The organism is Bradyrhizobium tropiciagri (assembly GCF_001189845.1).
Classification (GTDB): domain Bacteria; phylum Pseudomonadota; class Alphaproteobacteria; order Rhizobiales; family Xanthobacteraceae; genus Bradyrhizobium; species Bradyrhizobium tropiciagri.
The window spans coordinates 20,527-33,184 of sequence record NZ_LFLZ01000089.1 but is presented as its reverse complement, the minus strand read 5'-3'; the positions used below and the strand labels follow the sequence as shown (position 1 = coordinate 33,184).

The 12,658-nt window shown below is 64.6% G+C and carries 14 protein-coding genes and 1 pseudogene; 6 read left to right on the top strand and 9 right to left on the bottom strand.

Annotated elements, in window-relative coordinates:
- Positions 1 to 334 precede the first annotated feature (334 nt).
- The 3 genes and pseudogenes from AKN84_RS39385 (at position 335) to AKN84_RS39375 (ending at position 1,884) form a co-directional block, all read left to right on the top strand.
- Positions 335 to 625 (top strand): YggT family protein, encoded by a 291-nt coding sequence (locus AKN84_RS39385; protein ID WP_050425753.1) that lies wholly within the window; start codon positions 335 to 337, stop codon positions 623 to 625.
- 38 nt (positions 626 to 663) lie between these two features.
- Positions 664 to 999, top strand: a complete 336-nt coding sequence (locus AKN84_RS39380; protein WP_128971555.1) for a DUF167 domain-containing protein — start codon at positions 664 to 666, stop codon at positions 997 to 999.
- A gap of 1 nt (position 1,000) precedes the next feature.
- Positions 1,001 to 1,884, top strand: a pseudogene (locus tag AKN84_RS39375) (bifunctional methylenetetrahydrofolate dehydrogenase/methenyltetrahydrofolate cyclohydrolase).
- Positions 1,885 to 2,015: 131 nt separating this feature from the next.
- On the opposite strand, the gene ppa reads toward AKN84_RS39375, so the two are convergent.
- Positions 2,016 to 2,546 (bottom strand): inorganic diphosphatase, encoded by a 531-nt coding sequence (gene ppa / locus AKN84_RS39370; RefSeq protein ID WP_028343771.1) that lies wholly within the window; start codon positions 2,544 to 2,546, stop codon positions 2,016 to 2,018.
- A 165-nt stretch (positions 2,547 to 2,711) separates the two neighbouring features.
- Positions 2,712 to 3,221 (bottom strand): GNAT family N-acetyltransferase, encoded by a 510-nt coding sequence (locus AKN84_RS39365; RefSeq protein WP_021078234.1) that lies wholly within the window; start codon positions 3,219 to 3,221, stop codon positions 2,712 to 2,714.
- A 361-nt stretch (positions 3,222 to 3,582) separates the two neighbouring features.
- On the opposite strand from AKN84_RS39365, the gene AKN84_RS39360 reads away from it, so the two are divergent.
- Genes AKN84_RS39360 through AKN84_RS39350 form a run of 3 tightly spaced genes read left to right on the top strand, consistent with a single transcriptional unit; the run spans position 3,583 to position 5,862 of the window.
- Positions 3,583 to 4,050: a DUF2269 family protein gene (locus tag AKN84_RS39360; RefSeq protein WP_050425751.1), complete on the top strand. Its 468-nt coding sequence runs from the start codon at positions 3,583 to 3,585 to the stop codon at positions 4,048 to 4,050.
- Positions 4,051 to 4,066: 16 nt separating this feature from the next.
- Entirely contained in the window at positions 4,067 to 5,395 is a 1,329-nt protein-coding gene (locus tag AKN84_RS39355; RefSeq protein WP_050425750.1) for an SDR family oxidoreductase, read from the top strand.
- A gap of 59 nt (positions 5,396 to 5,454) precedes the next feature.
- Entirely contained in the window at positions 5,455 to 5,862 is a 408-nt protein-coding gene (locus AKN84_RS39350; RefSeq protein WP_050425760.1) for a thiol-disulfide oxidoreductase DCC family protein, read from the top strand.
- Between the two features lie 97 nt (positions 5,863 to 5,959).
- Here the strand turns inward: AKN84_RS39350 and AKN84_RS39345 are convergent, their stop codons facing one another.
- From AKN84_RS39345 to AKN84_RS39315, 7 genes are all read right to left on the bottom strand, one after another.
- On the bottom strand, positions 5,960 to 7,207 hold the full coding sequence (locus tag AKN84_RS39345) for a flavin monoamine oxidase family protein (protein WP_050425749.1): 1,248 nt from the start codon (positions 7,205 to 7,207) through the stop codon (positions 5,960 to 5,962).
- Between the two features lie 222 nt (positions 7,208 to 7,429).
- Complete coding sequence (typA, locus tag AKN84_RS39340; RefSeq protein WP_050425748.1) at positions 7,430 to 9,256, bottom strand: translational GTPase TypA; 1,827 nt, start codon at positions 9,254 to 9,256, stop codon at positions 7,430 to 7,432.
- Between the two features lie 284 nt (positions 9,257 to 9,540).
- Positions 9,541 to 9,774: a hypothetical protein gene (locus AKN84_RS39335; RefSeq protein WP_050425747.1), complete on the bottom strand. Its 234-nt coding sequence runs from the start codon at positions 9,772 to 9,774 to the stop codon at positions 9,541 to 9,543.
- A 21-nt stretch (positions 9,775 to 9,795) separates the two neighbouring features.
- Positions 9,796 to 10,074 carry a hypothetical protein gene (locus tag AKN84_RS39330; protein ID WP_050425746.1) on the bottom strand — a complete coding sequence of 93 codons (279 nt, stop codon included), beginning with the start codon at positions 10,072 to 10,074 and terminating at the stop codon, positions 9,796 to 9,798.
- Between the two features lie 40 nt (positions 10,075 to 10,114).
- Positions 10,115 to 10,297, bottom strand: a complete 183-nt coding sequence (locus AKN84_RS39325) for a hypothetical protein (RefSeq protein WP_244485729.1) — start codon at positions 10,295 to 10,297, stop codon at positions 10,115 to 10,117.
- A gap of 59 nt (positions 10,298 to 10,356) precedes the next feature.
- On the bottom strand, positions 10,357 to 11,802 hold the full coding sequence (locus tag AKN84_RS39320) for a radical SAM protein (protein WP_050425744.1): 1,446 nt from the start codon (positions 11,800 to 11,802) through the stop codon (positions 10,357 to 10,359).
- Positions 11,783 to 12,502, bottom strand: coding sequence for a prolipoprotein diacylglyceryl transferase (locus AKN84_RS39315; RefSeq protein ID WP_050425743.1), 720 nt, complete (start codon positions 12,500 to 12,502; stop codon positions 11,783 to 11,785). The genes AKN84_RS39320 and AKN84_RS39315 overlap by 20 nt, the downstream gene beginning before the upstream one ends.
- Positions 12,503 to 12,658 lie beyond the last annotated feature (156 nt).

Below are 12,658 nucleotides of genomic sequence, written 5' to 3'. Positions count from 1 at the left end.
GTCATTGCGAACGACGCGCTCTCCCAGCTGAGCTATGGCCCCATTGCGGCCGGGTGTTGCTGAGTATCCCGGCCGTCAGTCGGGCGCCATTTACAGTCCCGCCCAAGGCCAAGTCAAGAACGGTGAAACAACGGTTTTCGGCCCGTCCCGCCGGGAACTTCCCTTGTTTGCGGGGGGCCGAACCGATATTTAGAGCATGATCCGGACCCGGCGGGCCGCGTTAGCGAAAAGCGTGTAGCGGTTTTCCGAGAAGATCCTGCTCAAACGCGCGATGGCGGCTCAGTCCGGTCTCGTTGCGCTTCAATTGGTCGTCCCACCCGCGAGCTCCCAACATATGCGCGCTGTTCTCGACATCGTCATCATCGTCCTCGACCTCTATGTCTGGCTCCTGATCGCCTCCGCCATCCTGTCCTGGCTGGTCGCCTTCAATGTGGTCAACACGCGCAACCAATTCGTCTCGGCGGTGGCCGAGTTCCTCTACCGGATCACCGAGCCGGTGCTGCGGCCGATTCGCAACGTGATGCCGAATCTGGGCGGCCTTGATATCTCGCCGATCATCGTGATCCTGATCATCATGTTCCTCCAGCGGGTGATCGCCTATTACATCTATCCCAACGTGATCTGATCCTGCGCCGATGGACCTCCGCTGATGGATCCTTTTTGATGGAGCCTTGGCGCTACTCCACCGAGGGCATCAGCATCGCCTTGCGCGTGACGCCGCGCGGCGGCCGCGACGACATCGACGGGATCGAGACGCTGGCCAACGGCCGCTCGGTGGTGAAGGTGCGGGTGCGCGCCATCGCGGAAGGCGGCGAAGCCAACCGCGCGGTGACCGAGTTGCTGGCCAAGGCGCTCGGCGTGCCCAAGGCCAGGGTGAAGCTGTTGTCCGGCGCCACCTCGCGGCTGAAGCAGGTGGCGGTCGCCGGCGACCCGAAGAGCCTTGGCGAGACCTTGCGGAAGCTGACGGCGGCCGGGCCGAACCAAAAGACGAAGGATTGACATGACTGGGCGCATCATTGACGGAAAAGCCATCGCCGCCGAGCTTCGCGCCCGCGTCGCCGACGAGGTTGCCCGCGTCAAGCGCGATCATGCGCTCACGCCGGGGCTCGCCGTCGTGCTGGTCGGCCACGATCCGGCGAGCGAAGTCTATGTCCGCAGCAAGCACACCCAGACCCAGGCCGCCGGCATGGCCTCGTTCGAGCACAAGCTGCCCGAGGACGTGTCGCAGGCCGATCTGCTGGCGCTGATCGCACGGCTCAACCGCGATCCGCTGGTGCACGGCATCCTGGTGCAGCTGCCGCTGCCGAAATCGCTGCACACCGAGACCATCATCAATGCCATCGACCCCGCCAAGGACGTCGACGGCCTGCACCCGAACAATGCCGGCCGCTCGCCGGGGGCCTTGCCGCGCTGTCGCCGTGCACACCGCTCGGCTGCATCATCCTGACCAAGAGCGTGCATGCCTCGATCGAGGGCATGAACGCGATCGTGATCGGCCGCTCCAATCTGGTCGGCCGTCCGCTGGTGCAATTGCTGCTGAACGAGAACGCGACGGTGACGATCGCCCATTCGCGCTCGCGCGATCTGGCGAAGCTCTGCGCCCAGGCCGACCTGGTCTATGCCGCGGTCGGCCGTCCGGAGATGGTGCGTGGCGACTGGATCAAGCCGGGCGCGACCGTGATCGATGTCGGCATCAACCGCATTCCAGTGCCCGGCGGCAAGCCGAAGCTGGTCGGCGACGTCGCATTCCAGGAAGCGCTCAACGTTGCAGGTGCCATCACGCCGGTGCCGGGCGGCGTCGGGCAGATGACGGTGGCGTGCCTGCTGGTCAACACCCTGCGCGCGGCCTGCGCGATTGCCGGCCTGCCGGCGCCGGCGGTGTGAGGTAGCGAAAAGTACTTCCGCCGTCATTGCGGGCGGAGCGAAGCAATCCATCTCTCCGCTTGTGGAAGCACGGATTGCTTCGTCGCTACGCTCCTCGCAATGACGGGAGAGGCGCCGGATCGGCTACGCCGTCACTTCTTCTTCGCGCGCTCGATGCCTTCGAGGATCAGCTTGCGGGCCTCGTCGGCGTCGCCCCAGCGCAGCACCTTCACCCACTTGCCCTTCTCGAGGTCCTTGTAGTGCTCGAAGAAGTGCTGGATCTGCTGCAGCGTGATGTCGGGCAGGTCGTTGTAGTTCTGCACCTTGTCGTAGCGCTGGGTCAGCTTCGATGACGGCACCGCGATGATCTTCTCGTCACCGCCGGCCTCGTCCTCCATCAACAGCACGCCGACCACGCGCACGCTCATCACGGCACCCGGCACGATCGCGCGGGTGTTGACGATCAGCACGTCGCAGGGATCGCCGTCGCCCGACAGCGTGTGCGGGATGAAGCCGTAATTGCCGGGATAGCGCATCGGCGTGTAGAGGAAGCGGTCCACCACGAGCGTGCCGGCCTCCTTGTCCATCTCGTACTTGATGGGCTCGCCGCCGACGGCAACCTCGATGATGACGTTGACGTCGTGGGGCGGGTTTTTTCCGATCGATATGGCGTCGATACGCATGGATCGCTCCGCGTGGCCTTTTGGAAGTTGAGAATGATGTGATTTTTTGGTTGGCGCCGCCAGGCCGCAAAACGGCATCAGGCCCGGCCATGAGGCCGGGCTGGCCGTCGCGCGCAACGCTCAGGCAGGTTTAGCCTTGCTGCAGCTGCGAGAGAAGCAGGATTTTCAGTTGGCCCAGGCGAAAGCGACCTTGTCGAGCGATTTAGGCCCAAACCGTTCCGAGGAGCGCGCCACCATCCGGCCGCCCAGCGCGCGGTAAAACTCGGTCGCCGGCTCGTTGTCGGAGAGCGCCCAGATCACCATGCTCTTCAGGCCGCTCTGCATCAGGTCGCGGCGAGCCGCGGCGAACAGGCGCCGGCCGAAGCCAAGGCCCTGGAATTCCGGCCGCAGATAGAGCTCGTAAATCTCGCCTTCGAAATGCAGGCTGCGGGCGCGGTTGCGGCCGTAATTGGCGTAGCCCGCGATCCTGTCACCGAACACCAGCACGCTGACGCGGCTGCCCTTGCGGATGGCGCTATCCCACCATTGCGGGCCACGGCGATTGATCAGCTTTTCGAGTTCGGCGCCGGGGATGATTCCCTGATACGCCGAGCGCCAGGCTTCGTCATGGGTAGACGCCACCGAGGCTGCGTCTGCAGCTTTGGCTGGCCGGACCTCGATTAGCGTTGTGCTCATGCGTCTAATCAAAGCAAGTCGGAGGCCCGCCTTCAAGGTCCATCGTTAATTATCGGTTAACCTGTGGGTTTTTTGCATCAGTGTGATGAAAACTTGTTCCGAAAAAGGACACTTGCCGGGTTCAAGCGACCGATCGCTGGTCCGGCCCTGTGCAAAGCGTGAATCGCGCGCGCAATATGACAGTGCCGTCGCTTGGAAAAAGCGCATTCGGGGCTGATTCGCCGGCAGGATTTGGCGTGCGATCCAAACGCGATGTGGGTACTCCGCGTGCGCAGCCGCAGTGGATTTTTGCGCGCGCACGGCCTATGGCAGCGGCGGTATTTGTGCGCGCCGAAATCGGCCCGATCGCGAGCGGACTGCGATGACGCTCTATTTCCTGATCAAATATCTGCATGTGCTCGGCGCCATCGTGATCCTCGGCACCGGGATGGGCATCGCCTTCTTCATGCTGGCGGCGCATCGCACGCAAAGCGCGTCTTTCATCGCGCGCACGGCGTCGACCGTCGTGGTCGCGGACATGATCTTCACCCTGAGCGCGGTGCTGCTGCAGCCGGTGAGCGGCGGACTGCTGATGTGGCTGTCGGCGACCAGCCTGACCGAGCGTTGGCTCCTGCTGTCGCTTGCGCTCTACGCACTGGCAGGCGTGTTCTGGGTTCCCGTTGTCTTCATGCAGATCGAGATGCGCGACCTCGCACAGGCGGCTGCCGATAAAGGTCTTCCGCTGCCGCCGCGTTACACTGCGCTGTTTCGCCGCTGGTTCCTGTTCGGGATTCCCGGCTTCGGCTCGGTGATGATCATCCTCTGGCTGATGATCGCGAAGCCATTCTAGAGCATGATCCGATAACATGAGTGACGGCGCATCACACAATATCCTCGTGCTCGGCGCATCGGGCCTGATCGGACGCTATGTCACCGACGATCTGCGGGCGCGCGGCTTTCGCACGATCGGGATCGCGCGGCATTTCACGGCTGCACAAAAGATGAGCGCAGCCGACCTCGAGCTGCCGGTGATGGCGATGGATGTCGCTGACCTGACGCAGTTGCTTCGCACGCATGAGGCCGATGTCGTCGTGAACTGCCTCGGCGTGCTGCAGGATGGTCCGGGCAGCGACACGCGCGCGGTGCACCGCGACTTCGTGGCGCGACTGCTGCAGGCGATCCGCGACAGCCATCGCGCCATCCGTCTGGTGCACATTTCGATTCCCGGCAGCGCCGATGAGGATCGCACGGCCTTCAGCACCACCAAGCGCGAGGCCGAACGGCTGATCGCTGAGTCCGGCATCGCCCACGCGATCCTGCGCCCCGGTTTTGTGATCGCGCCATCGGCGTATGGCGGCAGCGCCATGCTGCGCGCGCTGGCGGCGCTGCCGGTGGATTTGCCGGCCGACGAGGCGGCAACGCCGTTCCAGCCGGTTGCGGTCGAGGACATCGCCGCGACCGTCGCCTGGCTCGCGACGCGCGATGTCGCCGATGAAGCAATGCGCTCGGTGACGTGGGACCTGATGCAGTCACAGCCGGTCTCGCTTGGCGGCGTCATCGCCCAGTTCCGCTGGTCATTCGGCACGGCGAAACATTTTCGCATCGCGTCCCCGTCGGTCCTGATCGATCTCGGCGCCCGTCTCGGCGATCTCACGAGCCGACTCGGCTGGATGCCGCCGATGCGCTCCAATGCGATTGCCGAGCTGCGCCGCGGCGTCACCGGCGATCCCGCGGCCTGGATGGCAGCGACCGGCATCGTGCCGGAGACGATCGCGCAAGCGGTCGGCGGCCGCCCCGCGACCATCCAGGACAAATGGTTTGCGCGGCTGTTCCTGATCAAGGCGCTGATCTTCGCAAGCCTCGTGCTGTTCTGGATTGCTTCCGGCTTCATTGCGCTGGTGATCTCCTATGACGCCGCCGCCGGCATCCTGAGCGCGCATCACTTCCCGCCCGCTCTGGTCGGGCCGGTGACGGTATTGACCAGCCTGATGGACATGAGCATCGGCGCGCTGATCGCGATCCGCCGCACCGCGGCGTTCGGTCTTATCGCCGGCATGGTCGCCTCGCTCGGCTACATGACGGGATCGGCGGTCCTGACGCCCGATCTCTGGATCGAGCCGCTCGGCGCGCTGGTGAAGACGGGACCTGCGATCGTGCTGATGCTGGTGGCGCTGCTGACATTGGATAACCGATAGCGTTTTCAAGCGAAGTGGGAGCCGGTTCGCGTGAAGAAAACGCGTCGAAGGAAAACAAGATGACGAGCTGGCCCGACGACGATGTGATCCTCTACGACGGCGTCTGCATCTTCTGCTCGCGCTGGGTCCGCTTCGTCGTCGCCCGCGACAAGGCCCGCCGCTTTCGCTTCACCCCGATCCAGTCCGACTACGGCACGCGGCTGGCGAGGACCTTCGGCATCGATCCCGAGGATCCCGACACCAATGCCGTGGTCCATGGCGGCATCGCGTGGATGAAGTCCGACGCCGCGCTGACGGTGCTGAGCCATCTCCCCGGCTGGGGCTGGACAAGCGCGCTGTTCGCGGTGCCAAGACCGCTGCGCGACGCCGTCTACACCCTCATCGCACGTAACCGCTATCGCATCTTCGGGAAGTACGAGACGTGTTTCGTGCCGGACACGGACATGCGGGCAAGGGTGCTGGAGTAGTTTCCGCCGTCATTGCGAGCGAAGCGAAGCAATCCATTTCTCCGCTGTGGCAGCATGGATTGCTTCGTCGCTGTCGCTCCTCGCAATGACGAGGAGGCTACTTGCGCGGCAATGCCGCCAGCACTTCCATCGCCGCCCTCTCACCGCTGTCCCGCGCGCCATGGGCCGTCGAGAAGAAGTGCGGCGAGGTGGCTTCGCCGGCGAAGAACAGCCGGCCGTCGACCGGAGTCGCGAGCACGGCGCGCTTGTCGGCGTGGCCGGGCAGCGCATGCGAGTAGGAGCCGCGGGCGAACGGGTCGTGGGCCCAGCGCGATTCGCTGAGCGGCTTCAGCTTGCGGCGGAAGTCGTTGCCGAGGAAGGAGACGATCTCGTCGATGCTGTGGGCGGCGATGGCGCCGGCGCCGGCATCTTCGAGCGCTTGCGCGAAGCGGCCGCCGAAGAAGCCCTCGATGCAGGGCTGGCCGAACGGGCGGATGTGATAGGTGCCCATCTCGGTGCGCATGGTGGCGCCGCGCAGATTGCCTTCCTTCGGCAGCGCCTCGGGCTCGGCGAGTGCCAAGGTCACCTTGTCGGCAAGGCCGAGCGGCAGGCCGCGTGCGGCGTCGAGCTTGTCGGGGAGCGCGGGCAAAAAGCGGATCGCCTCGTCGGCGATCAGATTGGTCGGCACGGTGACGATCACCTTGTCCGCCTCCAGCACGCCGCGCGAGGTCTCGATGCGGATACGCTTGCCGGAGTGATCGATCAGCCTGACCTCGCAGTTCAGCGCGACCTGCACCTCCGCGCCATAGGCTGCGACCAGCGCGCCATAACCGCGCCGCACCCGCCAATTGATGTCGGTGTCCTCATAGGCGTCGACATCGAGGATCGAGACCTGATCGAGCTCGCAGCCGTTCACATAGGTCGAGATCGCATCGATCATCGGGTTCCAGCGATTGCCGGGCTCGAGATACAGGCTGGCCGGGAAGTCCTTGTCCTGCTCTGCGGCCTTTTCGATGCGGTCGTAAAATTGGTCGAGCGCAACGACGAAGTCGTCGCGGTCGGACTGCGGAAACGCCTTGCCATAGGCGCGCTCGCGCCACGGCGGCAGGTCTTTGTTGAGTTCGAAGCCGAGTTGCTTGGCGATGCCGACAAAGCTGTTCTGGTCGGCCGAATGCAGCCAGCCGCAGCCGACGTCGAACACCACGTCAGGCGCGGCCTGGATCGTATGCGCCCGGCCGCCGAGCCGGTCGCGGGCTTCCAGAACGATGCTGGAGAGGCCGCTGCCCCTCAGCGCATGCGCGGCGCCGAGGCCTGCGGCACCGGCGCCGATGATGGCAACATCGACCGTGGAGGGAAGCGAACTCATGCCCCGGCTCTAGCACGTTCGCCGCCGGGCCTGAAGCGGCCTCATGCATGACTGTCATCACCCGTGAAGCGGGTGATCCAGAATTCCAGAGACAGCAGTGCTTGAGCTGATGAGCCGCGGCGTACTGGGTGCCCCGGAAGTGTCAGTCATCGGGCGGCGCTTCGCGCCGACCCGGTGCCGGGGCACGACAAGTTTGGTTTACGCGATGGCTTACGCCACCGCTTACGCGACGGCTTCCTTGGCCTTTTCGGCGCGCTTGCGGTCGTTCGGATCGAGATGCTTCTTGCGCAGCCGGATCGACTTCGGCGTCACCTCGACGAGCTCGTCGTCCTCGATATAGGCGAGAGCCTTTTCCAGGGTCATCCGGATCGGCGGCGTCAGGCGCACCGCTTCGTCCTTCGAGGTGGTGCGGATGTTGGTGAGCTGCTTGCCCTTCAGCACGTTGATCTCGAGGTCGTTGTCGCGGGTGTGCTCGCCGACGATCATGCCCTTGTAGACCTTCCAGCCCGGCTCGATCATCATCGGGCCGCGGTCTTCCAGCTTGAACATCGCGTACGCCACCGCCTCGCCCTGGTCGTTCGAGATCAGGACGCCGTTGCGGCGGCCCTGGATCTCGCCCTTGTAGGCGGCATAGCCGTGGAAGATGCGGTTCATGATCGCGGTGCCGCGGGTGTCGGTGAGCAGTTCGCCCTGGTAGCCGATCAGGCCGCGGGTCGGCGCGTAGAACACCAGCCGCAGGCGGTTGCCGCCGGACGGGCGCATCTCGATCATCTCGGCCTTGCGCTCGCTCATCTTCTGCACGACGACGCCGGAATGCTCCTCGTCGACGTCGATCACGACCTCCTCGATCGGCTCCTGCCAGCCGCCGGTGGCCTCGTCCTTCTGCAGCACGACGCGCGGACGCGACACCGAGAGCTCAAAGCCCTCGCGGCGCATGGTCTCGATCAGGATCGCGAGCTGCAATTCGCCGCGGCCGGAGACTTCCATCGAATCCTTGTCGGCGGCCTCGACGACGCGCAGCGCGACATTGCCTTCGGCCTCGCGCATCAGGCGGTCGCGGATCATGCGCGAGGTCACCTTGTCGCCTTCGGTGCCGGCGAGCGGCGAGTTGTTGACGATGAACGACATCGACACCGTCGGCGGATCGATCGGCTGCGCCGGCAGCGGCGTCTCGACCGAAGGATCGCAGAAGGTGTCGGCGACGGTGCCCTTGGTCAGGCCCGCGATCGCGACGATGTCGCCGGCCTCGGCTTCTTCGAGCGGCGTGCGCTCGAGGCCGCGGAAGGCGAGGATCTTGGTCAGGCGGCCGCTCTCGATCAGCTTGCCGTCGGCGCCCAGCACCTTGACCTGCTGGTTCGGCTTGATCGAGCCGGAGGAGATGCGGCCGGTGATGATGCGGCCGAGATAGGGGTTGGCCTCGAGGATGGTGCCGATCATCCGGAACGGACCTTCCTCGACCTTCGGCGGCTCGACATGGCGCACGATCAGGTCGAACAGCGGCTGCATGCCGAGGTCCTTCGGACCTTCCGGGCTCTCGGCCATCCAGCCCTGCTTGGCTGATCCATACAAAATGGGGAAGTCGAGCTGCTCCTCGCTGGCGTCGAGCGCCGCGAACAGGTCGAACACCTCGTTGATGACTTCGGTCGGGCGCGCGTCGGGGCGGTCGACCTTGTTGATCACGACGATCGGCTTCAGCCCGATCTTGAGCGCCTTCGACACCACGAACTTGGTCTGCGGCAGCGGACCCTCGGCGGCGTCGACCAGCACCAGCGCGCCGTCCACCATGTTGAGGATGCGCTCGACCTCACCGCCGAAATCGGCGTGGCCGGGGGTGTCGACGATGTTGACGCGGATGTCCTTCCACTGCACCGAGGCGGCCTTGGCCAGGATGGTGATGCCGCGCTCGCGCTCCAGGTCGTTGGAGTCCATGGCGCGTTCGGTGACCTTCTGGTTCTCACGGAAGGTGCCGGATTGCTGCAGCAGGCGGTCGACGAGGGTGGTCTTGCCGTGGTCGACGTGGGCGATGATGGCGACGTTGCGAAGGTTCATGGCTCTTCTTCTGGTCGTGCAATGGTCAGATGCGCGATCTCGCCGGACCAGTTTGGCCGGCCGCTCGCTCGCGTGGCCCACCAGGGGCCCGGATCACGCTCATACCCAAGAAATTTGACGGGGACGCATCACCCCAAAAAGGAAGCCCGGTCAGCGGACCGGGCACCTCGTGCGTTGCGGCGCAATATAGTCAGAAAACGCCAAAAAACAACGGTTTATTGCCGGCTTGATTGATCGAAATTAGGGCCGGAAGGGTCGGTTTTGACAGGTTCCCGTGTTCGGCGTCATTTCCGAGAACGGGCCAAGGCGATCAATACGACGCCGCCAAGCGCGATCAACATCACCACCGGCGTATATGGGTCCCTGCCCGGTTCGACCGAGGTGACGATCATGACTGCACACAGCACGCCGGGCAGCAGCAGGATGACGCCCAGAAACAGCATGAGCGACGTCAGACAGCCGCTGCTTTGGCGAGGTTGCCAAGAGCTGTTCGGCGGCGGTTGGTCCAGGCTGCTCATGATTCGTCGCGCCTCCTACGGCTACCACCCCTTGATCGCAGCCCGGATCAGCATGATGCCGGCGAACCCGACCAGAAGGCCGAGCAGGATCAGGAACAGCAGGCCGGGCTCCAGGCTCGAGTTGGTCAGCGAACCGATCCCGAACAGGAGGGCGCACAGCCCGGGCAGCAGCAGGACCAGCCCGAACACCCCCATGAACGCGGTCGCGCAGCCGCTGCGTGACGGCGGTGGTAGTGGGACGTACTCGCGGGGCGGCTGCGCAGGCGCAGGCGGCACGGGCGGAGGATCTGTCTCGCTCATCGCTGTTGGTCCATCAGTGGGTTCGTGATGCCGGCCATCGCTAGGACGCAAGTCTGCGGATCGCCCACCAGATCAGGGCCACGCCGAAGCACGCCACAAGCAGGCAGCCGACGACGAAGTGAAGGTCGGAAGCATTCCTTTCGATGCCGGGATAAACCAGAAACAGCGAGCAGACGCCGGGCAGCAACAGAATGATTCCTGCGAAGATCATCAGCGCCGTCACGCAGCCGCTGCGCTGCCCCGGAGGACGAGACGGAGGCGAAGGCGGTCCACCGGTCTCGCTCATCGCGAGACATCCTCGCTCTGCCGCGCCTCCCGATAAGTCTGCCCGGCCAGCGCGGCGCGGATGCCGTCGATCTTTCCGTCACGATAGAACAGATTGTAGGTGTCGAACGGGATGATCGCGCCGCTCTCGGTGACGAAATGGATGCAGCTTCGCTTCACGTTGCCGACGCAGAAATTGAAGCGATCGAGGAACTGCACGATGGTGACGCGGAACACGTTCTCGTAGGTCAGGCCCTCCGGCACCTCGAAGCTCGGCAGGCAGCACAGCAATTCGCAGACCCGCTCCGAGGTGTTGAGCGGCCCCGACGACAGCGAGAACAGGTCGACGAATTTCTCGCGCAACACCGGATATTTTTCCGGGCTGATCGTGTTGGGCATCACGGCGACGAGCTGTTCCTGCGGGATCAGCGAGGTCAGCGGCAGCACCTTGTCGCCGTTGCGCAGGCCGTAGCCGATCGAGATGCTCTCGGGATTGCACGGCAGCGGGATCATGTCCTTGTCGCCGAACACTCCGGTCTCGATCACGTGCTGGCGGATCTCCGAGAGCATGATGCGGTCGGTGATTTTGTCGAAGTTCTCGTTGCGGCCGGCGTCCTGCACCGGCTGCAGCGTGACGCCGCGGACGCATGTCCAGGTCAGCGCATGGCGGACGATGTCGCCGATCTCGGCATCATTGACGCCGCGCTTGATGGTGGCGACCAGCGTGGTCGAGACGCCGTAATGTTCGAGATTCTCCAGCGCCTGCTGACGGATCTTGCGCAGGTCCGCACCGCGCAGGTTGACCAGCGCCTCGCGCTTCAGCGAATCGAATTGCAGGTAGACTTCCAGGCCGCGCTTGTTCTCGGCGAGCTTCGCCACGAAGTCGGGCTCGCGCGCGATCCTGAGGCCGTTGGTGTTGATCATGACATGGCGGATCGGGCGGGCGCGCACCGCATCCAGGATCGCGAAGAAATCCGGATGCAGCGTCGGCTCGCCGCCGGAGATCTGCACGAGGTCGGGCTCGCCTTCGCTCGCCACCAGCGCGTCCAGCATCTTCTCGATCTTCGCCAGCGGCGTGAAGCTGGTGCGCGCCGGCGAGGAATCCGCAAAGCACACCGGGCAGGTCAGGTTGCAGTGCTCGGTGATCTCGATCAGCGCCAGGCAGGAATGCTGCTCGTGGTCCGGGCACAGCCCGCAATCATAGGGGCAGCCGAATTCGGTGTGGCGCTGGAAGGCGAGCGGCCGGTCGCCGGGCTTGATGAAATCCTTGCACAGCCGCCAGTAGGCCGAATCGGTCGAGACCAGCGTCGACTGCACGCCGTGCTGCTTGCAGCGCTTCTCGTACCAGACCTCGTTGCCTGATATCTGGATCTTGGTCGGCACCAGGGTCAGGCAGGTTTCGCAGAGCGACTGGGTCTGGCCCCAGAAGATGTAGGGGCGGGACTTACGCAGCGGCGCGTTCATGCTTCACACTCACATTCGGCGCCGTCGCGAGCATGACGGCGGCATAGACCATGACAAACAGCGACAGCAGGTGGAACAGCGAGAACAGGCCGATCAGCGCGCCATAGGGCTTGATGAACTCCCACACGAAGCGCTGCAGGCCGTAGTAGAACAGCACGAGGTAGAATCCATTGGTGATGACAGCGGCGTTGCGGTTCAATACGGCCCGGATATAGAAAGCCGCGAATGCCGCCATCGCGAGGCTCTCGTAGAGCTGCACCGGATGGCGCGGCACGCCGTCGCCGAAATCGTGGCCCCAGGGCAGCGTGGTCGGCGTGCCATAGGTGAAGTCCTCGATCCCCGCGAAGTAGCAGCCGAGCCGGCCGACCGCGACGCCGATCGCAAGCGGCAGCGCGAACCGCGCACCCGTTCGCAGCGATATGCCGTGCAGCCATTTGTAAAGCTCGATCGCGACGATGCCGCCGGCCAGCGCACCCTCGACCGAGCGGGCGATGCCGGGCATGCCCGAGAACCACAGGTTCAACGTGCCGAAGATGTAGGCGCCGATGCCGGCGCCGAACACCAGAACGGCAATGTAGGGCAGCTCGAAGGATTGCCGCGGGAATTGCAGTCCGCGTATACGCGACAGCCACCACATGGCGACTGCGGCTGCGCCCCATGCTGCGACATCGAAGATGGCGTGAAGTTCAGCCCCACTCATGAGGCGAGTGTAGCGTGATTTTCGCGGCCCGCGATAGTTGTTCTCCCTCGCCCCGCTCTTGCGGGGAGAGGGTTGGGGTGAGGGGCGTCTCTCCGCCAGGCAGTGTACGTTGAGGGACCTGTACCCCCTCACCCGGATTGCATCTGGCGATGCAAT